26 protein-coding genes are annotated in these 21837 nt (G+C 68.5%); 12 read left to right on the top strand and 14 right to left on the bottom strand.

Annotated elements, in window-relative coordinates; translation table 11 throughout:
• Window positions 1–100: 100 nt before the first annotated feature.
• The 3 genes from BST17_RS09795 to BST17_RS09805 all read left to right on the top strand — a co-directional run bounded on the left by BST17_RS09795 (window position 101) and on the right by BST17_RS09805 (window position 3997).
• Window positions 101–1534: a hypothetical protein gene (locus BST17_RS09795; RefSeq protein ID WP_083057454.1), complete on the top strand. Its 1434-nt coding sequence runs from the start codon at window positions 101–103 to the stop codon at window positions 1532–1534.
• Window positions 1535–1803: 269 nt separating this feature from the next.
• A complete protein-coding gene (locus BST17_RS09800; protein WP_083057456.1) occupies window positions 1804–3600 on the top strand; it encodes an acetyl-CoA carboxylase biotin carboxylase subunit in 1797 nt (598 codons plus the stop codon).
• 64 nt (window positions 3601–3664) lie between these two features.
• On the top strand, window positions 3665–3997 hold the full coding sequence (locus BST17_RS09805; protein ID WP_083057457.1) for a hypothetical protein: 333 nt from the start codon (window positions 3665–3667) through the stop codon (window positions 3995–3997).
• 10 nt (window positions 3998–4007) lie between these two features.
• Here BST17_RS09805 and BST17_RS09810 read toward each other — a convergent pair whose 3' ends face one another.
• Window positions 4008–4562, bottom strand: coding sequence for a nucleotidyltransferase family protein (locus BST17_RS09810; protein WP_083057459.1), 555 nt, complete (start codon window positions 4560–4562; stop codon window positions 4008–4010).
• A gap of 124 nt (window positions 4563–4686) precedes the next feature.
• Here BST17_RS09810 and BST17_RS09815 point away from each other — a divergent pair, with 124 nt between their 5' ends.
• The gene (locus BST17_RS09815) at window positions 4687–5118 is read left to right on the top strand and encodes an STAS domain-containing protein (protein ID WP_109750062.1); all 432 of its coding nucleotides are present in this window, start codon (window positions 4687–4689) and stop codon (window positions 5116–5118) included.
• Here the strand turns inward: BST17_RS09815 and BST17_RS09820 are convergent.
• Complete coding sequence (locus BST17_RS09820) at window positions 5086–5838, bottom strand: RNA polymerase sigma factor SigF (RefSeq protein ID WP_083057462.1); 753 nt, start codon at window positions 5836–5838, stop codon at window positions 5086–5088. The genes BST17_RS09815 and BST17_RS09820 overlap by 33 nt on opposite strands.
• Window positions 5835–6278 (bottom strand): ATP-binding protein, encoded by a 444-nt coding sequence (locus BST17_RS29635; protein WP_083057464.1) that lies wholly within the window; start codon window positions 6276–6278, stop codon window positions 5835–5837. Before BST17_RS29635 ends, BST17_RS09820 begins: the two co-directional genes overlap by 4 nt.
• Window positions 6279–6500: 222 nt before the next feature.
• Here BST17_RS29635 and BST17_RS09830 point away from each other — a divergent pair, with 222 nt between their 5' ends.
• The 3 genes from BST17_RS09830 (at window position 6501) to BST17_RS09840 (ending at window position 8799) form a co-directional block, all read left to right on the top strand.
• Window positions 6501–6692: a hypothetical protein gene (locus BST17_RS09830; protein ID WP_083057465.1), complete on the top strand. Its 192-nt coding sequence runs from the start codon at window positions 6501–6503 to the stop codon at window positions 6690–6692.
• A gap of 81 nt (window positions 6693–6773) precedes the next feature.
• Window positions 6774–7793, top strand: coding sequence for a DoxX family protein (locus BST17_RS09835; RefSeq protein WP_083057466.1), 1020 nt, complete (start codon window positions 6774–6776; stop codon window positions 7791–7793).
• A gap of 31 nt (window positions 7794–7824) precedes the next feature.
• Complete coding sequence (locus BST17_RS09840) at window positions 7825–8799, top strand: iron-containing redox enzyme family protein (RefSeq protein ID WP_083057467.1); 975 nt, start codon at window positions 7825–7827, stop codon at window positions 8797–8799.
• 1 nt (window position 8800) lies between these two features.
• Here BST17_RS09840 and BST17_RS09845 read toward each other — a convergent pair whose 3' ends face one another.
• From BST17_RS09845 to BST17_RS09855, 4 genes are read right to left on the bottom strand one after another with little or no spacing between them, the layout of a single operon-like run.
• Window positions 8801–9787 carry an LLM class F420-dependent oxidoreductase gene (locus BST17_RS09845; protein ID WP_083057562.1) on the bottom strand — a complete coding sequence of 329 codons (987 nt, stop codon included), beginning with the start codon at window positions 9785–9787 and terminating at the stop codon, window positions 8801–8803.
• Window positions 9788–9829: 42 nt separating this feature from the next.
• Window positions 9830–10357, bottom strand: a complete 528-nt coding sequence (locus tag BST17_RS09850) for a DUF6328 family protein (RefSeq protein WP_083057468.1) — start codon at window positions 10355–10357, stop codon at window positions 9830–9832.
• A gap of 15 nt (window positions 10358–10372) precedes the next feature.
• Window positions 10373–10528, bottom strand: a complete 156-nt coding sequence (locus tag BST17_RS28705; protein ID WP_109750064.1) for a DUF6131 family protein — start codon at window positions 10526–10528, stop codon at window positions 10373–10375.
• Window positions 10525–10758 carry a hypothetical protein gene (locus BST17_RS09855; RefSeq protein ID WP_083057469.1) on the bottom strand — a complete coding sequence of 78 codons (234 nt, stop codon included), beginning with the start codon at window positions 10756–10758 and terminating at the stop codon, window positions 10525–10527. The genes BST17_RS28705 and BST17_RS09855 overlap by 4 nt, the downstream gene beginning before the upstream one ends.
• A 184-nt stretch (window positions 10759–10942) precedes the next feature.
• Here BST17_RS09855 and mbp1 point away from each other — a divergent pair, with 184 nt between their 5' ends.
• Window positions 10943–11179, top strand: a complete 237-nt coding sequence (mbp1, locus tag BST17_RS09860; protein ID WP_083057470.1) for a microaggregate-binding protein 1 — start codon at window positions 10943–10945, stop codon at window positions 11177–11179.
• A gap of 226 nt (window positions 11180–11405) precedes the next feature.
• Here the strand turns inward: mbp1 and usfY are convergent, their stop codons facing one another.
• The 4 genes from usfY to BST17_RS09880 all read right to left on the bottom strand — a co-directional run bounded on the left by usfY (window position 11406) and on the right by BST17_RS09880 (window position 13038).
• Window positions 11406–11714, bottom strand: a complete 309-nt coding sequence (gene usfY, locus BST17_RS09865; protein WP_083057471.1) for a protein UsfY — start codon at window positions 11712–11714, stop codon at window positions 11406–11408.
• A 68-nt stretch (window positions 11715–11782) separates the two neighbouring features.
• Window positions 11783–12145 carry a hypothetical protein gene (locus BST17_RS09870; protein ID WP_083057472.1) on the bottom strand — a complete coding sequence of 121 codons (363 nt, stop codon included), beginning with the start codon at window positions 12143–12145 and terminating at the stop codon, window positions 11783–11785.
• Window positions 12146–12295: 150 nt separating this feature from the next.
• A complete protein-coding gene (locus BST17_RS09875) occupies window positions 12296–12613 on the bottom strand; it encodes an ArsR/SmtB family transcription factor (RefSeq protein ID WP_083057473.1) in 318 nt (105 codons plus the stop codon).
• Entirely contained in the window at window positions 12610–13038 is a 429-nt protein-coding gene (locus BST17_RS09880) for an SRPBCC domain-containing protein (protein ID WP_083057564.1), read from the bottom strand. The genes BST17_RS09875 and BST17_RS09880 overlap by 4 nt, the downstream gene beginning before the upstream one ends.
• 104 nt (window positions 13039–13142) lie before the next feature.
• Here BST17_RS09880 and BST17_RS09885 point away from each other — a divergent pair, with 104 nt between their 5' ends.
• Complete coding sequence (locus BST17_RS09885) at window positions 13143–13679, top strand: restriction endonuclease (protein ID WP_234807609.1); 537 nt, start codon at window positions 13143–13145, stop codon at window positions 13677–13679.
• On the opposite strand, the gene lat is transcribed toward BST17_RS09885, so the two are convergent.
• Together lat and BST17_RS09895 are read right to left on the bottom strand one after the other, a co-directional pair.
• Window positions 13680–15014 carry an L-lysine 6-transaminase gene (gene lat, locus BST17_RS09890; RefSeq protein ID WP_083057474.1) on the bottom strand — a complete coding sequence of 445 codons (1335 nt, stop codon included), beginning with the start codon at window positions 15012–15014 and terminating at the stop codon, window positions 13680–13682.
• Between the two features lie 49 nt (window positions 15015–15063).
• A complete protein-coding gene (locus BST17_RS09895) occupies window positions 15064–15525 on the bottom strand; it encodes an Lrp/AsnC family transcriptional regulator (RefSeq protein ID WP_083057475.1) in 462 nt (153 codons plus the stop codon).
• A 23-nt stretch (window positions 15526–15548) separates the two neighbouring features.
• Here BST17_RS09895 and hglS point away from each other — a divergent pair, with 23 nt between their 5' ends.
• Genes hglS through htpG form a run of 3 tightly spaced genes read left to right on the top strand, consistent with a single transcriptional unit; the run spans window position 15549 to window position 20311 of the window.
• On the top strand, window positions 15549–16778 hold the full coding sequence (gene hglS / locus BST17_RS09900; protein WP_109750066.1) for a 2-oxoadipate dioxygenase/decarboxylase: 1230 nt from the start codon (window positions 15549–15551) through the stop codon (window positions 16776–16778).
• Window positions 16775–18316 (top strand): L-piperidine-6-carboxylate dehydrogenase, encoded by a 1542-nt coding sequence (gene amaB, locus BST17_RS09905; RefSeq protein WP_083057477.1) that lies wholly within the window; start codon window positions 16775–16777, stop codon window positions 18314–18316. Before hglS ends, amaB begins: the two co-directional genes overlap by 4 nt.
• A 24-nt stretch (window positions 18317–18340) precedes the next feature.
• Window positions 18341–20311 (top strand): molecular chaperone HtpG, encoded by a 1971-nt coding sequence (htpG, locus tag BST17_RS09910; protein ID WP_083057478.1) that lies wholly within the window; start codon window positions 18341–18343, stop codon window positions 20309–20311.
• Window positions 20312–20397: 86 nt separating this feature from the next.
• Here htpG and BST17_RS09915 read toward each other — a convergent pair whose 3' ends face one another.
• Complete coding sequence (locus tag BST17_RS09915) at window positions 20398–21732, bottom strand: HNH endonuclease signature motif containing protein (protein WP_083057480.1); 1335 nt, start codon at window positions 21730–21732, stop codon at window positions 20398–20400.
• Between the last annotated feature and the right edge of the window lie 105 nt (window positions 21733–21837).

The following is a 21837-nucleotide window of genomic DNA, read 5'->3' on the forward strand; positions in this document are numbered from 1 at the left end:
GCCTGCGGGCCAGCTAGCCGGATGGACACTCGTCGATGCGTGTCACGGCATACGTGAGCTCGGGGGCAGCAAACGAAGAATCAGAAAGGGGCCCGATTCCATGAATCGGCAAGCCAGGGACGTCATCCTCTACGAACTCAACGAGGTGCCGTGGGACGTCGTGGACATCTACGTCAAGAACCGCCCCGAATCCCATCTGGCCGCCCTGCTCCAGGAGGGGCAGTCGCTGACCACGATCCACGAGGACCGCGAGGAACTGCAGGGCCTGCAGCCGTGGCGCACCTGGCCCACGCTGCACACCTCCAGCTATGAGCACAACTCCTTCGACCTCGGCCAGGATCCGTCCACGTTCCGCGGCGACCCGATCTGGGATGTGGCCGAACGCGCCGGCCTGTCGGTCGGGTTGTTCGGACCGATGCAGAGTTGGCCGGCCCGGCCGTTCCGGCACGGCGGCTTCTACGTGCCGGACACCTTCGCCTCGGACGCGAAGACCTATCCCCCGGCCCTGGAACGCTTCCAGGCCTTCAATCTGGCGATGACCGGTGAAAACGGGTTCTCCCCCGATTCGGCACTGAGCCCCAAGGCGCTCGCGGGGACCGCGGTGGACCTGGTGCGGCTGGGCCTGACCCCGCGCTCGACCGCGACGCTGGCCACCCATCTGGTCAAGGAGCGCATCGATCCGCGCTACAAGGCGTTCCGGTCGGCCATGCAGGCCCCGTTGAGCTTCGATCTGTACTGGCGCCAGCACCGCAAGGTCCAGCCGCGCCTGAGCGTGTTCTTCACCAACCACGTCGCGGGCATGATGCACCGATTCTGGGGCGACGGCATGCCCGGTTACACCGAGAAGTACGAATACGACGCCGACGAGGTGTACGGCAGCTTCATCATCGCCGCGATGGACATCACCGACCGGCAGGTCGGCCGTATCCGCAAGTACCTGGCCAAGCATCCGCAGTCGATGCTGGTGCTCTCGGCCAGCATGGGCCAGGGTCCGGTCGCGGTGCCCAAGCTCGACGGTGGCCGGTTCGTCCTCGACGAGCACACCAAGCTGATCGCCAAGCTGGGTCTCAAGCCCGCCGATGTGGCGCTGGCCATGTACCCGATGCTCTCGCTGGTGTTCGCCTCCGAGGCCGACGCCGCCGAGGCCGTCGCGCCGCTGGAGTCGGTCCTGGTCAACGGCACCGACCGGTTGTTCGCCCGGTTGCGCGTCGAGGGCAAGACCGTCACCTTCGGCATCGACTACACCGTGCCCGGCGAGGACACCACGACGGTGACCATCCGGCCGCTGGGCGCCGAAGCTGATGTCACCGTGCCGGCCGCCGAGCTGGGCCTGAGCGTGCATTCGCGGATCGGCGGCTTCAACACCGGCTACCACATCCCGGAGGGCATCCTGCTGGCCGCCGGCGCCGGCATCACCGCGGATCCGTCCCGCAAGAATGTCGACGTGCTCGACGTGGCGCCCTCGCTGTTGGCCAACGCGCTCGGCGTGGAGCCCCCGCCGTCGATGAAGGGCATCCCGACACTGTTCGGCTGAGATGGATTTTCGACAGCTGTCAACAACGGCGGCGCTCCCATCCGGGGGCGCCGCCGCTGTGTTCCGGCGACGTACCTGCCGCCGTTCCCGCAGGCAGTGATCATGCACGTCAACCGTACCGACGAGTAACAAAGGCGCCTTACCGAAAGCTCGACGGTAACTCTCCCGGAAATTGAGGGGCCGACTCGCCACCCCGGGATTGGACACTTAAACTTCGCCCGATACATTCTTAAAGACGTTTCTTAGAGAAGATGCCACCAGGAGGCGCAGTGCCAAGTCACGCCAGCTCGAAGATCTCGAAGGTCCTCGTCGCCAACCGCGGGGAGATCGCCGTCCGTGTGATCAGGGCCGCGAAGGACGCCGGGCTGACCAGCGTGGCCGTCTACGCCGAACCCGATGCCGATGCGCCGCACGTGCGATTGGCCGATGAGGCGTTCGCCCTGGGCGGACAGACCTCGGCCGAGTCCTACCTGGTGTTCGAGAAGCTGCTCGAGGCCGCCGAGAAGTCCGGCGCCAACGCCGTGCACCCCGGCTACGGCTTCCTCTCGGAGAACGCCGATTTCGCCCAGGCCGTGCTGGACGCCGGACTGATCTGGATCGGCCCGAGCCCGCAGTCGATCCGCGACCTCGGCGACAAGGTCACCGCGCGCCACATCGCCGCCCGCGCGCAGGCGCCGCTGGTGCCCGGCACGCCCGACCCGGTCAAGGACGCCGATGAGATCCTGGCCTTCGCCAAGGAGCACGGTCTGCCGATCGCCATCAAGGCCGCCTTCGGCGGTGGTGGCCGCGGTATGAAGGTCGCCCGCACCCTCGAAGAGATCCCCGAGCTGTTCGACTCGGCCACCCGCGAGGCTGTCGCCGCGTTCGGCCGCGGTGAGTGCTTCGTCGAGCGCTACCTGGACAAGCCGCGCCACGTCGAGGCGCAGGTCATCGCCGATACCCACGGCAATGTCGTCGTCGCGGGCACCCGCGACTGCTCGCTGCAGCGCCGCTTCCAGAAGCTCGTCGAGGAGGCCCCCGCGCCGTTCCTGACCGACGCGCAGCGCAAGGAGATCCACGAGTCCGCCAAGCGCATCTGCAAGGAGGCCGGCTACTACGGCGCGGGCACCGTCGAATACCTGGTCGGCCAGGACGGCCTGATCTCCTTCCTCGAGGTCAACACCCGCCTGCAGGTGGAACACCCCGTCACCGAGGAGACCTCGGGTATCGACCTGGTGCTGCAGCAGTTCAAGATCGCCAACGGCGAGGCCCTCGACATCACCGAGGACCCGACCCCGCGCGGCCACTCCTTCGAGTTCCGGATCAACGGTGAGGATGCCGGTCGCGGCTTCCTGCCCGCCCCCGGCCCGGTCACCAAGTTCGAGCCGCCCACCGGTCCCGGTGTCCGGATGGACTCCGGCGTGGAGAGCGGTTCGGTCATCGGCGGTCAGTTCGACTCGATGCTGGCCAAGCTGATCGTCACCGGCGCCACCCGCGAGGAGGCGCTGGCCCGGTCGCGCCGGGCGCTGGCCGAGTTCAACGTCGAAGGCCTGGCAACGGTCATCCCGTTCCACCGCGCCGTCACCGCCGACCCCGCCTTCATCGGCGACGGCGAGAAGTTCGACGTGCACACCCGCTGGATCGAGACCGAGTGGAACAACACCGTCGAGCCGTTCACCGGTGGCGAGCCGATCGAGGAGGACGACACCCTGCCCCGGCAGACCGTCGTGGTCGAGGTCGGCGGGCGTCGCCTGGAGGTCTCGCTGCCCGGCGATCTGGCACTCGGTGGTGGCGGCGGTGCTGCGCACGGCGCCGTCCGCAAGAAGCCCAAGCCCCGCAAGCGCGGTGGCGGCGGCGGCGCGGCGGCCTCCGGCGACTCGGTGACCGCACCCATGCAGGGCACCGTGGTCAAGGTGGCCGTCGAGGAGGGCCAGCAGGTCTCCGCCGGCGATCTGGTCGTGGTCCTGGAGGCCATGAAGATGGAGAACCCGGTGACCGCGCACAAGGACGGCACCATCACCGGCCTGGCGGTGGAGGCCGGTGCGGCCATCACCCAGGGCACCGTGATCGCCGAGATCAAGGACTAGTTTTCGGGGCCGATGGCCGCTCATCGCGCGTGATGAGCGGCCATTCGCCGGTTCTGGAGGTCTGATGGAACCCGTCGAGATCAACAACGGTCAGTGGTATCTGCGCGGCCTGCGCTGCGACGACCGCGTCGACGACCGGCCCGCCCTGACCGACCTCGGTGAGGATGACCTGGACTACGTGCACGATGCCGCCGACGGCTGGGCCGATGACACCCGCTACACCTGGGCGGTCTGCGAACCCACCACCGGCGAGATGCTCGCCGAGATCGCCCTGGACCCGGTGTCGGGGTACCTGACCAGCCGCGCCCGGCCCGGGTTCGAGGATGTCGCCGCGATCTCGGAGGACACCGTGCGCCGGTATGCCTCCGCCGCGCTCGGGCTGGAAGTGCACACCTGAGTTCGGCGCACTACCGCGCAGGCTCGTCGACGTCGGCACCGGTGGCCAGATCACCGCACTCGACGGCGAGGACGTCATCGCGGCCGCGCAGGAACGGCCCCGCCCCGGTGTCCCCCTGCAGCCGCCCGGCCAGCTCGGGCCAGTGCCTGCGGGCCAGCACGACGGGATGGCCGGGCCGGCCGCCGAACACCGCTCTGGCCAGCCCCGATGCCGATGCCCGCGCCGCGTCGAGGACCCGGCGCACGGTGTCGGCGCCGATGTCCGGGGTGTCGACCAGGGTGATGACAACCCAGTCGACATCGAGCCCGCCGACGGCGGCCAGCCCGGCCCGCAGTGAGGCCGACAGACCGTCGGCCCACTCCCGGGCGATCACCGCACGAGCCGGCGGCGGAACATCCACCTCAGCCGCGCCCAGCACCACCAGCACCTCGGCACAGCCACCCGCGTGTACCGCGGCCACCGCCGAGGACAGCCAAACACCTTCGGCGGCAAGCACTTTCGGCATGCCGAAGCGGGTGCCCGCGCCGGCGGCCAGCACCAGTCCCGCCGCCCGCTGCGATGCCATGGCCCCAGTCTGCCCGGCATAACGTCCGCGGTGTTCGGCAGGGAGGTGTCTAACCAGCGAAATCAGGCGTAAGGTCAGATCAGGTTGAGCCCGCAGCCTGACCCTTCCGACTGTCGGAGCCGCCATGACGACGCCAGATCCCGTCGCTCTTGCGACGTCCCCGCCGCGTGCTGCACCCGGCCGGGCCGCCCACACCGTGCGTCGGCTGCCGCCGGAGGCGACCGTCATCGCCGTGTTCGGCGAACTCGACGCCGCCAATGCCCGGCAGTTCAGCAACTACGCCTTGCAGCACCTCGCCCACACCGATCAACTGATCGTCGATCTGTCCGAGGTCGAATTCTTTGGCACCGAGGCATTCTCGATGCTGCACACGATCAGCGTGACCGCCGCAGGCAAGGACGCCCGCTGGATCATGATCCCGAGTGCGGCGGTGCGAACACTGCTGCAGATCTGCGATCCCGACGGGGCCCTGCCGACCGCGACGCACCTCACCGAGGCGGTCGCCCGGTTGCAGGGCCACCCGCTACTGCAACTCGTCCCGAAGTTTGGCGAGTGAGCGGGCGAGCAGCCGCGACACGTGCATCTGCGAGATGCCGACCCGCTCGGCGATCTGGGACTGCGTCATCGACTCGAAGAAACGCAGGATGAGCACCGTGCGCTCGCGCTCGGGCAACTTGGACAGCAGCGGTCGCAGCGCCTCACGATTCTCGATCTGATCCAGCGCGTCATCCGGTGAGCCGAGCGTGTCGGCGATCGCCGGCGCCTCATCGTCGCCGGAACCGCCGCTGTCGATGGACAGGGTGTTGTACGAACTGCCCGCGATCAGGCCCTCGACAACCTCGTCGCGGTCCATGTCCAGCTCGGCGGCCAACTCCGACGGGGTCGGCGCGCGGCCCAGCCGCTGCGACATCTCGGCCGTCGCGGCACCGAGGCGCAGGTGTAGTTCCTTGAGCCGGCGCGGCACCTTGACCGACCAGCCGTTGTCCCGGAAATGCCTGCGGACCTCGCCCATGATCGTCGGTACCGCGTAGGACGCGAAATCCGATCCGGCCTCGACGTCGAACCGGTTCACGGCGTTGACCAGGCCCACCCGGGCGACCTGGACCAGATCATCACGTGCCTCGCCGCGACCCTCGAATCGGCGGGCGATGTGATCGGCCAGCGGCAGGCAGCGGGTCACGATCCGCTCGCGCTGGCGCTCGTGTTCTGCCGACCCATCACGAAGTTCGCCGAGTACGCGAAACATCTCGATGACGTCAGCGTATTCAGAATTCACTGCAACAGACTCGCTCGCCGAGCAGTGAGGGAGATGCCGAAGATCTGACCCGCGCCGTCGCGGTGGCCGTCGGTGAAGGTGCCGACCTCGTCGGTCAGCGAGCTGAGCACGTGCCAACTGAAGCTGCCCGGCGCGACGATGGCATCCTCATCGCTGTTGCAGGTGGCCGAGGCCTTGATGACGACGGCGTCGTCGCGCGGATGAATCGAGACCACCAGCGGCGTATCCGGTACCGCGGCCTTCACCAGCCGGGTACACGCCTCGTCGACGGCCAGCCGCAGGTCGGAGACGGCGTCGAAGTCCAGATCCTCGAAGGTCGCGGCGGCCGCGGTGAGAACGCGCAGCACCGCCAGATTCTCCAGGGTGGCGGCCACCCGAAGCTCCACCGACCGATCACCACCAGCCGCGGCTTCGTACGTGTCCGCACTCTGCTGAACCATCTGACCTCCCGACATATTCGCTCGGAGGTTACCCCACCCCGAACCATGGCTAACCAACGGAACCACCCCCGCAGCGCAGCGCGCGGCCCGCGAGAGCGGCAACACGCTGGGCCCGAAGGCGGCATGAACAATGCATGGGCCTGTCAGTACCCGGCCGGTGTGAGCGGCCAAACGTGACCCGGCGTGCGGTTTCCGCCTGCGCGCCACGGGTATTCCGCCACCATGAGTACTGATCGCGTACCCGACGATGTGCCCGTCGCCGATGCCGTCGAACAGTCCCGCGAGGTGGTCGAGGCGGACGCTGCGCCCGGCCCGGTCACCGGCCCGCCGGCCCTGGAGACCCCCGACGCCGATTGGCAGGAGCAGTCCATCGACGCCGGCGATGATCTCGACGGTCACGACGACCGGTACTGAACACAACCGGTGTGAGCGGTGGTGAAAGCGGCTGGGAGTGGAGTGGTTTGCACCGATGCCGAGGTGGGAACATTCCCGGGCATGTTGGTACGCCGAATAGCCCGCCCGTTGTTGTCCGCTGCTTTCATCGGCCAGGGAATCGAAGCCCTGCGCGATGTGAAGCCTGCCGCTGAGGTCGTTCAGCCCACCCTGGACGGACTCCAGTCGTTGCCCAGCCCGGTCTCGGACAAGGTTCCCGACAACGCCGTGACCGTCGCTCGTATCAACGCCGCCGTCCAGATCGGCGGCGGTCTGCTGCTGGCCACCGGCCGGGTGCCGCGGGTGGCCGCGGGTCTGCTGGCCGCCACCGTCATCCCCGCCAATCTGGGCAGGCACATGTTCTGGGACGAGACCGACCCGGTCGCCAAGGCCGAGAAGCGCCGCGCCTTCCTGACCGACCTGAGCCTGATCGGTGGTCTGGTGCTGGCGTCGGCGGACACCGCAGGCAAGCCCTCCCTGGGCTGGCGCGGTCGCCGGGCCGGGCGCAAGGTCGTGCAGGCCGTTTCCGAGCGGCTGCCCGGTTCCGATGACTCCCTGCTGGACTCCGAACTGGCTGACCGACTCGGGCACGGTGTGCATGTCGGGGTGGAGCGCAGCCGCGAACTGGCCGACGCCGCCTTGGAGCGGGGCGTCCCGTTGGCCGCCTCGGCCTTCGAGTCCGCCGCGGACTCGTTGGGCATCGCGTACGACCGCAGCGCCGCGGCGCTGTACAAGGGCGCGGAGAAAACCGCACCCATCGCCAAGAAGGCCCGCAAGCGTGGTGCCGAACTGGCCGAGACGGCGCTGGACCGCGGCGCCACCGCGCTGGAGAAGGGTGCCGAGAAGAGCGCCCCGATCGCCAAGAAGGCCCGCAAGCGCAGCGCGAAGCTGGCCGAGGAGGCCGTCGAGCGCGGTAGCTCGGCCCTTGAGCGCGCGGCCGAGCGCAGCGCACCGATCGCCGCCGAGGCCCGCCGCCGTGGCGTGGAGCTGGCCGAGTCCGCCCGCGAGCAGGCCGAAACCGCCTGGGAGCAGGGCAGCGATCAGGCGGCATCGGGCTGGCGTCGGGTGCGCAGCAAGGTCTGATCGCCCCATGTGACACCGAGGTCTGATTCGCATGACCGTCTCACCGAAGCTCCCGGCTCCCGCCGGGCCGGTCTCGGGAGCGCTCATCGCACAGCTGTCCGGCCGGGTCCAGGATCTGACCCGGGTCCGGCCGGACGGCGCAGACCCCATGGGCCGCGATATCCAGCTGGCCCTCTTCGTGGCCTACGAACTGTGCTACCGCGGATTCCGCGGCACCGACCCCACCTGGGAATGGGACGCCGATCTGGTCGGTCTGCGCGGCCGCTTGGAGCGGTCCTTTCTCGGCCACCTGCGCCGGTGTGCCGGCGATATCACGGGCACCGACGTCTGGGCCGAGATTCGTCGGCCGGCAGGTGGGCAGCCGGACGGCCCCGCACACTTCCTGCGCACGGAGGGCACGTGGCAGCAGATGTGCGAGTACTTCGTGCACCGCTCCGTGTACCACCTCAAAGAGCCCGACCTGCAGGCCTGGCTGATCCCTCGACTGGCCGGTGCGGCCAAGGCCGCAGTGGTGGCCGTGCAGTATCAGAACTACGGCGCCGGCACCGCCGCACATATGCGGCAGCGCATCTTCGCGGAGTTGATGTCCGCCGCCGGCCTGGACGGCGGATATCTGGCCTATCTGGACATGGTGCCCGCCGAAGCGCTGGCGGCAGTCAACGCGGTGTCGATGTTCGGGCTCAACCGCAGCCTGCGCGGTGCGGCGATCGGGCACTTCGCCGCCGAGATGACCTCCGCACCCGCGTCACAGCGACTGGTGCAGGCGCTGCACCGGCTGCGGGCACCGGCGGCGTGCGCACGGTTCTACCGCGACCGCATCGAACCCGACGCGGTGTCCGGACGGTTGGTCGACGATGTCGTCGGCGGGTTGCTGGCCGATGAACCGGAGCTGGAGGCCGACGTGGTGCTCGGCATCCGGGCGCGCCATATTGTCGAGGATCGGCTCGCCGCGCGGATGGTGAAGTGCTGGGCCGACGGCGAGACGTCGCTGCTGCGCTCGCTCTGAGTCAGTCGCCCAGTTCGGCACGCAACGCCGCCAGCAGTGCGGGTGCGGCCTCGGCCAGGAACCGGTCCTGGCTGTCGCCGCCCACCTGGACCAGTGCCACGTCGGTGAATCCGGCGTCGCGGAAGGCGCCCACCTTCTCGACGATGGCATCGAGGTCCGGACCGCACGGTATCGACGAGGCCACATCCTCGGGCCGGACGAACTGGCTGGCTGCGGCGAATCCGGCCGGGGTGGGCAGATCGGCGTTCACCGACCAGCCGCCGGCGAACCAGCGGAACTGGTCGTGTGCCCTTTCGATTGCGGCGTCGCGGTCGGAATCCCAGCACACCGGCAACTGCCCCACCACCCGGCCCTCCGGTAGGCCCATCGGCTGCCGCGCCCGCTGCCAGCTCGCCACGACGTCCCCGTCGGGCGCGGTGTTGATCAGGTGATCGGCCAGCACGGCGAATTTCTCGACCGTGCGGTCCCCGGTGATGGACACTCCGATTCCGACCGGCTCCTCCGGGACGTCCCAGATCCGCGCCGAGTCGACCGAGAAGTACTCGCCGTGGAAGTCGACCAGGTCGCCGGTGAGCAGCTCGCGGATCACCTTGATCGCCTCGGCCAGCATGTCGAGCCGGCGCGGTGCGGCGGGCCAGCCGGCACCGACCACGTGTTCGTTGAGGTTCTCCCCGCTGCCGAGGCCGAGGGTGAACCGGCCGTCGGCGAGGATCTGTACGGTGGCCGCCTGCTGGGCCACGACGGCCGGGTGATAGCGCATCGTGGGGCAGGTGACATAGGAGTACAGGCCCACCCGTGAGGTCATCGTGGCGACCGCGCCCAGCACCGCCCACGCGTTGGGCGCATGGCCCTGACTGGTCAGCCACGGTGAGAAGTGGTCACTGCACACCTCGAAGTCGAAACCGGCCTGCTCGGCAGAAATAGCATGCCGCACAAGGTCTTTGGGCCCGGCCTGCTCTGTCATCAAGGTGTATCCGAATCGCGTCATGCGCATCGCATACCCGAGCGTCCGGCCCGACAAACGCCGAGGTCACTCCGCCGGTTCATCGGCCGACCGCGTCGGTCGGCCGGCGCGCACCCGGAGCATGACGGGCAGCGCGATCCAGAAGACGACGATGCCCGATGCGGTGACCAGTCCGGCCACGACACCGATCCGCGGTTCGAGCACGGCACCGAAGATCAGCACCATCACCCCGACCAGGGTGAGGGCGAGCAGCAGGATGCCGGCGTAGGCGAGGCGGTGCGCGGTGTAGACGACGACATCGAGACGGTGCCGGCGAAACATCAGTCGGTGCACACCGATCGGAGCGATCAGCAGCACGGTCGCCGCGATGGAGCAGGACACCGTGCACAGGTACACGATGCGCAGTTCGGGGCGCAGATCCTCGAAGCCGTCGTGGAACGGCAGGGTCAACAGCAGGCCGGTGAGGAGTTGGACGCCGGTCTGCACCACCCGTAACTCCTGCAAAAGGCTGGACCAGTTACGGTCCAGCCTTTGCACACTCGTCTCGTTACGGGCGTTCTCGTTCCAACGCCGGTCATGCTCCAAACTGTCCATGACGGACGGCGGGCATCAATACCAGGCGCGTCGACCCGCCACCGGCCGGCCGATGGAACCCAGCAGCCAGAACACCGCGCCGGCCACCAGCAGCACCACGCCGACCACCCACAGCAGGTACACGTCCAGCACGAACCCCAGTATGAGCAGAATCGCTCCGAGGACTATCACGACACCCTCACCTCCATTGTTCCCATCGAACTCGGTTGCGGCAGTTTGCAATCGGTGACCTTCGGATTGACTCCGGCGTAATTGAGGGGTCCCGCGACCACCGTCAGCGCGATGGATCCCGCTGTCGCACAGTTCGTTTCTCCGCCCGCGAAGTAGTCGCGCTGCCACGCCGCGAACACCCCGATCAACAACCAGATCAGCACCACCGTGCCGATGAGTCCGCGTCCCATGAGGCCTCCATCGCTAGGTCTGTTGCGCGACTTGCTCTGTTGCCCGGGCGGAATACCCCGCTGACGGGCCCGTCAAACCGCTCAACGACCATGTTTGGGCCGCCGCCGTGCGGGAAGCCCGGCGGTGTGCGGGACCGAGCCCCGCACATCACCAATCCACTCCAGTAGCGGAAAGGTCGGATGGATGAGCGACAAGAGCGGGCCCGAAGAGGGCCTCAGTGGCGTCGTCGAAGGCGTCAAGGGCAAGGCGAAGGAGGCGGTCGGCAGCGTCACCGGCCGCGATGATCTGACCCGCGAGGGCCAGGCCCAGCAGGACAAGGCCGATGCCGAACGCGAGGCCTCCAAGAAGGAAGCCGAGGCCGAAGCCGCGCGTAGCGGTGCCGACGCCGCCGAGCAGCGTCAGCGATCCGAACAGCAGTAGCGCCCCTACCGCACGATCGGCCACGAACCGGCCCAGCCCGGCTCCCCCGCGGGGCTGGGCCTTTTCGTGGGCGCCGTGTCGTGGGCGCCGTGTCGTGGGCGCCGTGTCGTGGGCGCCGTGTCGTGGGTGGCTCGCCGTGGCGCCTTGTCGTGGACACCTTGTCATGGGCGCCTTTTCGCCGACCCCCGACCCGTGGGCGGGGCCGCTGATTCGGCGGCTCCGGGCGTCAGCTGGCCGGGCGTTGCCGGACCACCTCCGGATGCGCCGCGTACCAGCGCTCCTCCAACTGCCGCACGCGACGGTGCTCCACCGCCATCCACAGTGCGCCGACGACGAAACCCGCGGCCGACAGGGCCGCCAGCGTCAGGCCGACGTCGTGGTGACGGGTGGCGAATGCGGCAAGGCATCCGACGAAGAGCACCAGCGACACACCGATGACGATGAGCGCGGGCATGATGATGTTGTCTTTCATCGACTCGCCGGCGTGAGTGCGCGTCGTGCGGGTGTGATCGACAGGATCTCTGGGACCTTTCATAGCTACCCTCCTGCGTCCCGACAACCCGTTTCCGGGTCATGGTCCAGGGTAGAACCGTCGCGCGGCGTTCACTGCCCGAATCCACCGATCGCCGGCAGACCCATGGTGAGCACCAGCAACATGAGCAGCATTAGGAACCACCCGGCGCCCTGCCAGGCCCACCACCTGCCGTTGACCTTCCACAGTCGGTACGTGCGCAGGAACGCACGCACACCCGCGGCGAAGAGCAAGACCGGCGCACCGAGTGCCAACACCAGGCGCTGGGGTCGCCCGCAGGCGGCGGAATCGGTCACCGCGCCGTCGCAGCCGTGTGCCAGCACCGCGGCGAGGATCAGGAAGGCCACCCCCAGGATCGACGCCATCAGGCCGAATCGGATCGCCGAGCGGGTCTCCGGGTCGTCTCGGTGTGCTCCGTTCGGCTCGCCGTCCATCAGCGCACCCCCGGCCCTCGGTCGGCGAGCGCGCCGCACCGGTCGTCGAGCGTCGCGCAATGGTCCATGGCGGTTGGGTGCCCGGTGCGACGCCGGACAAACGCACCCGCGGTCGGGTCCCTGGCCAGTCCGCGCGGTGGCCTGGGCTTGCTACTCCAGCCCTTCGGCGATGCGCTTGATGGCCAGCAGACGACGGTCCCACTGCCGGGCGATCTCGGTGAGTTCGGCGCCCAGTGCGCTGAGCTTCGCACCGAGCGCGCGGTACCGGATCTCCCGACCGGCCGGCACGGCCTCGACCAGGCCAGCGGTCGACAGGACCGACAGATGCTTGGCGATCGCCTGCCTGCTGACCGGCAGTCGGGTGGCCAGTGCGCTGGCGGACAGGTCGGCCGAGCCGAGTTCGGTGAGTATGCGCCAACGGGTTTCGTCGGCCAGCACCGCCAACATGACCGGCGGTTCGGCCGTCATGCCGACATCTCGAGGAACCCGATGAGGTCGTCGAGTTCGGCCTGCCAGCCGCCGGTGTTCTCGGCGTGTGCCGTCGCCGGATCGTCCAGTTCGTCGAAGCCGCTCTCCAGCACGGAGAGTCGGGTGCCACCGTCGATGGGGCTCAGCTCGAAGCGCACCACGGTCGAATTGCCCCGCACCGGGTCGGTATCGGACTGTCTGGCCCAGCGGTACACCAGCAATGTCGGCGCCTCGATCTGCTCGACAACCACCCGGAACCGGCCGTGCCCGGACCAGCCGAAGAAACCCGTACCGCCGGGCACCGGATCGAATTCGGCGCTGTCGCCCATCCATTGGGCGATCAGGTCCTGCTCGGTGAGTGCGGCCCAGACCTTGGCCGGCGCGGCGGCGATGTCGATGCTGCGGGTGATCTCGAGTGTGCTCATGGGATTCTCCTCGGTGCCGAATGATTGCAACTCCAGAGTTGCACATCGGCGGATCTAATGCAACCCTCAAGTTGCATGTCGGCCCACGCTCCTATGATCCGTGCGTGCGCATCACGACCCTCGTCGCCCTCGGCGCCGCCGCGGGCGGGGCGGCACTGCTCTGGGGCGCGAGCGCTATCGCCGCACTCGGTGTCGCGATGCTGGTACCGGTGCTCGTCGCGGCGGTGCCGCACGTGCTGACCGGCCTGCGCACCCCGGCACCCGGTGAGAACCCGGTCGATCTGATGTCGGGCACCGAGTTCGAGGATTACGTCGCCCGGATCGCGCGATCCTGCGGGGTCTCGGTGATCATGACCTCGGTGACCGGTGACTGGGGTGTCGATTTGGTGGTCGGCCGCCGCCCCGACCGGTTGGCCATCCAGTGCAAGCGCGTGGCGCGACCGGTCGGCACCGGGGCCGTGCAGGAGGTCGTCGCCGGCGCCGCCATGCAGGATTGCTCGCACACCATGGTGGTCACCAACAACGATTTCACGCCGGCGGCAAGGAAATTGGCCGAGCGTCACGGATGCACCCTGGTCGGCGGGGCCGATCTGCCGCGACTGAAGAAGCTGATCCGCGAACTCGCCGGACCGACGCGCTGATTACCCGCCGGCCAGGACGTCGCGCACCGCGTCCACCGCGGCGTCGAGTTCGGCGGGTGACACCGTCAGGGCCGGCCGGAAGCGCACCGAGTCCGGTCCGCTGGCGAGCATGATGACCTGGCGGTCCCACAGTCTGCGCACCAGTTCGTCGCGCTCGGCCGTGCTCGGCAGGCTGAAGGCGCACATCAGCCCGCGCCCGCGGGGGTCGAGCACCTTGCCGGGGAATTCGGTTGCCAGCCAGTTCAATCTACCGAGCAGATGCCTGCCCGCATCGGCCGCGTGACCGATCAGATCCTCGGCCTCGACGATCTCCAGGATGCGCCGTGCGCGGACCATATCGGTCAGGTTGCCACCCCAGGTCGAGTTGATCCGGGAGCTGACGGCAAAGACGTTGTCGGCGACATCGTCGACGCGCCGGCCCGCCATCACACCGCACACCTGGGTCTTCTTACCGAACGCCACCACATCTGGGGTAACGCCCAATTGCTGGTAGGCCCAGGCGGTTCCGGTGATGCCACACCCGGTCTGCACCTCGTCGAAGATCAGCAGCGCGTCGAACTCGTCGCAGAGCGCGCGCATGGCGGCGAAGAACTGCGGGCGCATGTGCCGATCGCCACCCTCACCCTGCACCGGTTCGGCGATGAAGCAGGCGATGTCATGCGGATGCGCCACGAACGCCGCGCGGGCCTGGCGCAGCGACTCCGCCTCCAACTCCTCGATGTCGACACCGGGCCGGACGTACGGGGCGTCGATGCGCGGCCAATCGAACTTCGGGAACCGCGCGACCTTGTTGGGGTCGGTGTTGGTCAACGAGAGGGTGTAGCCGCTGCGACCGTGGAAGGCGCCACGCAGGTGCAGCACCCTGGTACCCAGTTCCGGGTCGCGTCCGTTGGCCTCGTTGTGCCGACTCTTCCAGTCGAACGCAACCTTCAGCGCGTTCTCCACGGCCAGCGCTCCCCCGTCGACGAAGAACAGGTGCGGCAGCGCCGGATCGCCGAGCACCCGGGCGAAGGTCTGCACGAAACGGGCCATCGGCACGGTGTACACGTCCGAGTTGCTCGGCTTGTTGACGGCGGCCTGCGCGAGCTCGGCGCGGAACGCCGCGTCATCGGCCAGCGCCGGGTGATTCATGCCCAGTGCCGAGGAGGCGAAGAACGTGAACATGTCCAGGTAGCGACGTCCGTCGCGGGCGTCGACGAGAACCGACCCGCGGGAGGCGTCCAGGTCGAGCACCAGGTCCATGCCGTCGGTGAGCAGGCTGGCACGCAGCACATCGTGCACCCGGTCGGCGGTGACGGCCCGGTCGGGCGCGGCAGAAGTCAGAACAGCGGTCATGCCGCCATCCTAACGCAATCTTTACGGTTTGATCATGCGTAGACCGGAACTATTCCGGTAGGTATGCGCGCCCGTCGTAAAAAGTCTGTAAGATGATGGTGCTTCGCGTGCGCACGTTGGCGGCTGTCCGGATCCGCTGCAACAGGTCTTCCAGCGCCCGCGCCGAGGCGACACGCACCAGCAGTACGTAGCTCTCATCCCCGGCGACGGAGTGACAGGACTCGATCTCGTCGATATGCCGCAGCCGGGCGGGAGCGTCATCGGGTTGAGAGGGGTCCAGCGGGGTGATTGCGACGAACGCCGACAGCATCGGCCCGACGGTCTCCGGGTTGACCCGTGCGGTGTATCCGAGGATCACCCCGCGCGACTCCAGCCGGCGGACCCGCGACTGCACCGCCGAGACCGACAGGCCGGCGGTGGCCGCCAGATGCGCCAGCGTCGCGCGCCCGTCGGCGACCAGCTCCCGGACCAGCAGCCGGTCGATCTCGTCGAGGTGGTCGATGTCGGTCATGGCCGAACTGTATCGGAGGCGCCGTGCCGCGCATTGAAACCTGGCAGTTGCGGGCACAATTCGCCGCGGCGCTGTCCCGCATGTACGGGGCGGAGGTCCCCGCCTACGACACCCTGGTCGCGGTCAGCGCTGAGGTCAACGCCGATCACGTGCAGCGGCACCCGCAGGCCGAGCGGCTGGGGTCACTGGCCCGCGTCACCGCCGAACGGCACGGTGCCATCCGGGTCGGCAGCGCCGAGGAACTCACCGATGTCGCCGACCTTTTCTCGGCATTCGGCATGTACCCGGTGGGCTTCTACGACCTGCGCACCGCGGCCTCCCCGGTGCCCGTGGTGTCCACCGCGTTCCGGCCCATCGATCCGGACGAACTGGCCCGCAACCCGTTCCGGGTGTTCACCTCCATGCTGGCCACCGCCGACCCGCGCTTCTTCAACCCCGATCTGCGCAGCAGGGTGGAGACGTTCCTGAGCCGACGCCGACTCTTCGCTCCCGATCTGATCTCCACCGCCCGTCGGATCGCCGCCGAGGGTGGCTGCCCGACCGATGAGGCGGCGGGCTTCGTGGCGGCCGCCGTCGCGTCGTTCGCGCTGTCCGGCGAACCGATCGACCGCGGCTGGTATGAGGAACTGTCGGCCGTCTCCGCGGTCGCCGCCGACATCGCCGGGGTGCGCAGCACCCACATCAACCACCTGACCCCGCGGGTACTGGACATCGACGCCCTGCAGCAGGCCATGACCGATCGCGGCATCACCATGATCGACGCGATCCAGGGACCGCCCGCGGTGGCCGGCCCCAAGGTCCTGTTGCGGCAGACGTCCTTCCGCGCGCTGGCCGAACCCCGCCGGTTCCGCGATGCCGACGGTTCCGTCTCCGAGGGCACCTTGCGGGTGCGGTTCGGCGAGGTCGAGCAGCGCGGTGTGGCGTTGACCCCGCTCGGCCGCGAGCGCTATGACGCGGCGATGGCCGAGTCCGATCCGGCCGCGACCTGGCACCGGCACTTTCCCGCCGACGATGCGCAGATGTGCGCCGACGGACTCGCCTACTATCACCGCGACGACCCGACCAGACCCGTTGTCTACGAGGATTTCCTGCCCGCCTCGGCGGCCGGGATCTTCCGGTCCAATCTCGACCGGGACACACCGGCCACCGGCGGTCCCGACGAGACGCAGTACAGCCGGCAATGGATGGCCGACCGGATCGGCCATCACATCCACGACCCCTACGAGCTCTACGAGAAAGTCGCGTGTTCATGACCACCGCCGTGAAATCCACCCTGCCCACCGCCGACGACCTGCGCAGCCAGGTGCGCGCCGCATTCGACGCCCTGGGCGCTGCGACCGTGCTCGGCGAACCGGGCACGCCCGGACTGCCCGCGAGCAGCCCGATCACCGGGGACGTGCTCTACACCGTCGCGGAGACCACCGCGAGCGAGGCCGATGCCGTCATTGCCGCCGCAGCAACGGCTTTCACCACCTGGCGTACCACCCCGGCACCGGTGCGCGGGGCCCTGGTGGCCCGGCTCGGGGAACTGCTCACCGAGCACAAGGCCGAGCTGGCCACCCTGGTGACCGTGGAGGCCGGCAAGATCACCTCCGAGGCGCTCGGCGAGGTGCAGGAGATGATCGACATCTGCCAGTTCGCCGTGGGATTGTCCCGGCAGCTGTACGGCAAGACGATCGCCTCCGAACGGCCGGGCCACCGGCTCATGGAGACCTGGCACCCGCTCGGCGTGGTCGGCGTCATCACCGCCTTCAACTTCCCGGTCGCGGTGTGGGCGTGGAACACCGCGGTCGCGCTGGTGTGCGGTGACACCGTGGTGTGGAAGCCCTCGGAGCTGACCCCGTTGACCGCGCTCGCCTGCCAGGCGCTGGTCGAGCGCGCCGCCGCCGATGTCGGCGCACCGGCCGGGCTGGCCGGACTGGTGCAGGGCGGTCGCGAGATCGGTGAACAGCTGGTCGACGATCCGCGTGTCGCGCTGGTCAGCGCCACCGGCTCGGTACGGATGGGCCGTGAGGTCGGGCCGCGGGTGGCCGCCCGGTTCGGCAAGGTGCTGCTCGAGTTGGGCGGCAACAACGCCGCCATCGTGACCCCGTCGGCGGACCTGGACCTGGCCGTCCGGGCCATCGTGTTCTCTGCGGCCAGTACCGCCGGTCAGCGCTGCACCACGATGCGCCGGGTCATCGCGCACCGATCGGTCGCCGACGCGCTGGTGCAGCGCATCGCAACCGCGTACGCCAGCCTGCCGGTCGGTGACCCGGCGGCCGAGGGCACGTTGGTCGGGCCGCTGATCCACGAGCGCTCCTACCGGGACATGGTGGGTGCGCTGGAGCAGGCCCGCGCCGACGGCGGCGAGGTCGTCGGCGGCGAGCATGTCGAGCTCGGCGAGGGCTCCTACTATGTTCGCCCGGCCCTGGTGCGGATGCCGGCGCAGACCGCGGTGGTGCATGCCGAGACGTTCGCCCCGATCCTGTACGTGCTGACCTACGACGACCTCGACGAGGCGATTGCCCTGAACAACGCCGTGCCGCAGGGGCTCTCGTCGGCCATCTTCACCACCGACATCCGCGAGGCGGAGCGGTTCATGGCCGCCGACGGGTCCGACTGCGGCATCGCCAACGTCAACATCGGCACGTCCGGCGCCGAGATCGGCGGGGCGTTCGGCGGCGAGAAGGAGACCGGCGGAGGCCGCGAATCCGGGTCCGATTCGTGGAAGGCCTACATGCGTCGGGCGACCAATACCGTGAACTACTCCTCGGAGTTGCCACTTGCTCAGGGGGTCCGATTCGGCTGAGCCGACGGGTTTTAGTATGGCCGCGTGAGCGAGCAGGTCGAACAGAGAGAATTCCAGGCAGAGGCCCGTCAGCTGCTGCAGCTGATGGTGCACTCCATCTACTCGAACAAGGACTCGTTCCTGCGGGAACTGGTCTCGAACGCCTCCGATGCGCTGGACAAGCTGCGGCTGGCGGCCTACCAGGACAAGGACCTGGACGTCGACACCTCGGATCTGCACATCGCCATCGAGGTGGGGACGGGCGCGGCCGGTGATGGCGACGACACCGCGGGCCGGACGCTGACCATCCGCGACAACGGTATCGGCATGTCCCGTGACGAGGTCGTCGACCTGATCGGCACGCTGGCCAAGTCCGGCACCGGGGAGTTGCGCCGCAAGCTCAGCGAGGCGAAGCAGGCCGGCGACGCCGCCGGCGGTCGAAGCGGGGCAGGCGATGTCGGCGATCTGATCGGTCAGTTCGGCATCGGCTTCTACTCGACGTTCATGGTCGCCGACAAGGTCGATCTGCTGACCCGCAAGGCGGGTGAGAGTACCGCTACTCGTTGGGAATCCAGCGGCGACGGTACCTACACCATCGCGACCGTCGACGATGCCCCGCAGGGCACCTCGGTCACCTTGCATCTCAAGCCGGAGGACGCCGACGACGAGCTGCACGACTACACCGCACCCTGGAAGATCCGGCAGCTGGTCAAGAAGTACTCCGACTTCATCTCCTGGCCGATCCGGATGGAGGTGGAGAAGACCGTCCCGGCTCCCGAGGACGCCGAGGAGGGTACGCCGCCGACCGTCACGACCGAGGTCGAGACGATCAACTCGCGGACCGCGCTGTGGGCGAAGTCCAAGAGTGAGGTCTCCGACGAGGAGTACAAGGAGTTCTACCGGCACATCGCCCACGCCTGGGATGAGCCGCTCGATGTCATCGCGATGAAGGCCGAGGGCACCTTCGAGTACCAGGCACTGTTGTTCATCCCCTCACAGGCGCCGTTCGACCTGTTCAACCGCGACGGGCACACCGGCGTGCAGTTGTACGTCAAGCGCGTCTTCATCATGGGCGACTGCGACGAGCTCATGCCGGAGTACCTGCGCTTCATCAAGGGTGTCGTCGACGCGCAGGACATGTCGCTCAACGTGTCCCGCGAGATCCTGCAGCAGGACCGCCAGATCAAGGTGATCCGGCGCAGCCTCACCAAGAAGGTGCTGTCGGCCATCAAGGATCTGCAGGCCAACCGTCCCGACGACTACGCGACGTTCTGGACGCAGTTCGGCCGCGCGTTCAAGGAGGGCCTGCTCTCCGACGCGGACAACCGCGACACGCTGCTGGCCCTGTCGTCCTTTGCCTCGACCCACTCCGAGGACGCCCCAACCACGCTGGCCGACTATGTGAGCCGGATGAAGGACGACCAGGAGCAGATCTTCTACGCAACCGGCGAGTCGCGCCAGCTGCTGGAGCGTTCCCCGCACCTGGAGGCCTTCAAGGCCAAGGGCTACGAGGTGCTCCTGCTCACCGACCCCGTCGACGAGGTGTGGGTGGAGTCGGTGCCCGAGTTCCACGGCAAGGCACTGCAATCCGTCGCCAAAGGTGAGGTCGACCTCGGTGATACGGATTCGGACAAGCCGGAGCACGGGGACTTCGCCGAGCTGCTCACCTGGTTGCAGGAGACGCTCGATGAGCATGTCAAGGAGGTGCGCCTGTCGACCCGATTGACGTCGTCGCCGGCCTGCCTGATCACCGATACCTTCGGCATCACCCCACAGCTGGCGCGCATGTACCGCGCCTCGGGCCAGGACGTGCCGGTCGGCAAGCGCATCCTGGAGCTCAACCCCGACCACGCCCTCGTCACGGGGCTGCGCGACGCCCTGGCATCGGGGGCCGAGGGGCTCAGCGATGCCGCCGAGTTGCTCTACGGGACAGCGCTTCTCGCCGAGGGCGGGTCGCTCGACGACCCGGCACGCTTCGCCGCCATCCTGGCCGATCGGTTGGCCAAGACCATCTAGCCGAGCCGGGCCGCCGAGCCCTTTCACTGTGTAGTTGTCAAGGTGCCTCGTGAACTGCTCTGCGCGACTTCGGTTGTGCGGCTGGGTTATGCGGCAGTCGGTAGCTCGGTCATGGTGCGTCGATTGTGTGAGCGCAGGTGCTCCGGCTCAGGTCCCGACGGGTCATGTGGTGGGATGAACCAGGGATGACGGTCGCGGCCGAGGTACACCGTCCAGCCGCCGTGATGGATCAGGCTGTGGTGTAGCCGGCACAGCAGCACGCCGTTGTCGAGGCTGGTCTGGCCGCCTTCACTCCAGGGTTGGATGTGGTGGGCGTCGCACCAGGACACCGGCCGACCGCAGCCCGGATGCGCACAGCCCCCGTCGCGTACCCCGAGCGCTTTGCGGATCGCGGGCGTGAACAGCCGCTCGGCGCGGCCGACGTCGAGTGGCACCCCGGAGCAGTCGACGATCACACTGGTCAACGTGGAATCGCACGCGATCAGGTCCGCGGTCGCCGCGCTGACCGGGCCACCGAACCCGAGCCGATCCACCACCTCCTCGCCGCCCACTGCCGCGGCGGCAGATGCGGGCCGGATCAACGTGACGTGCGGTAGCGCCCCACCGGACATCGGTCGCGTCGACTGCGACAGATAGGTCCGCAGGATCTGCGCGACCGCATCACCACGGCGCTTCTCGATCGGCCGCGGGTCCGGTGACCCATCCGGCAGCGGGACCGGCCGGCACAACGGATCCAACGCCGCACACAGCCCTTCCCCGGTCCCGACGTCGAGGTTGAGGGTGGCCTCATACCGGCCCTCCTCGCCCAAGACCAGCGTCATCGTGTTCAGGTCGGCGTCCTCGGCAACCGGCACTGCCCGCTCCGCCGGAGGGAGGGCTGCGGCGCGGTCGATGCCGATCGCCCGCGCCTTCTTCACCACCTCGGCCGGGGTGGTCTGAATCATCAGTTTGGTCACCACACTCGCCCGATCGTCCTCGGACAGCTTGGTTCTGGCATTGATATGGGTGACACCCTTGCCGACGGCATCGGCGAACTCGATCCCGACACCACCCAAACGTTGCGCGGTGGTCAGCGCCGGCAGCAGATCCGCTGACCGGCCCACCCGCACCGCGCGCACAGCCGCACCCGGCGCCATCCCCAGCAGGGTCAGCAGATCGGTGCCTGTCCTCAAATGTCTTCGCGCCGGGATCCCGGCACGTTCAGCCGCCGCCACAGCCGACGCGACAACAAAAGCCAACAGATTGCCCGCCGTCACCGCCGCAGCCAACACCGCCAACAAAGCCTCGTCATCAACCACCGGCCGCGGACACTCCAACAGATGACACAGCCGTCGATCACCCTGATCGTCCGGTGGCGGCGACGCCGGGGTGAGGGCATCGATCAGCGCATCGACAAATGAGTCGAAATGGGAGGCGTCCATGATGGATACCGGCTTTCACACTCGGTGCCCGAGGGCACGATGAGGCAACACATGCCTGGTCCCGCAAGACCAGGGCAACCTCGCCGCGACCGGGGCCACGGTCTG

It is taken from the genome of Mycolicibacterium bacteremicum, from assembly GCF_002086115.1.
Classification (GTDB): domain Bacteria; phylum Actinomycetota; class Actinomycetes; order Mycobacteriales; family Mycobacteriaceae; genus Mycobacterium; species Mycobacterium bacteremicum.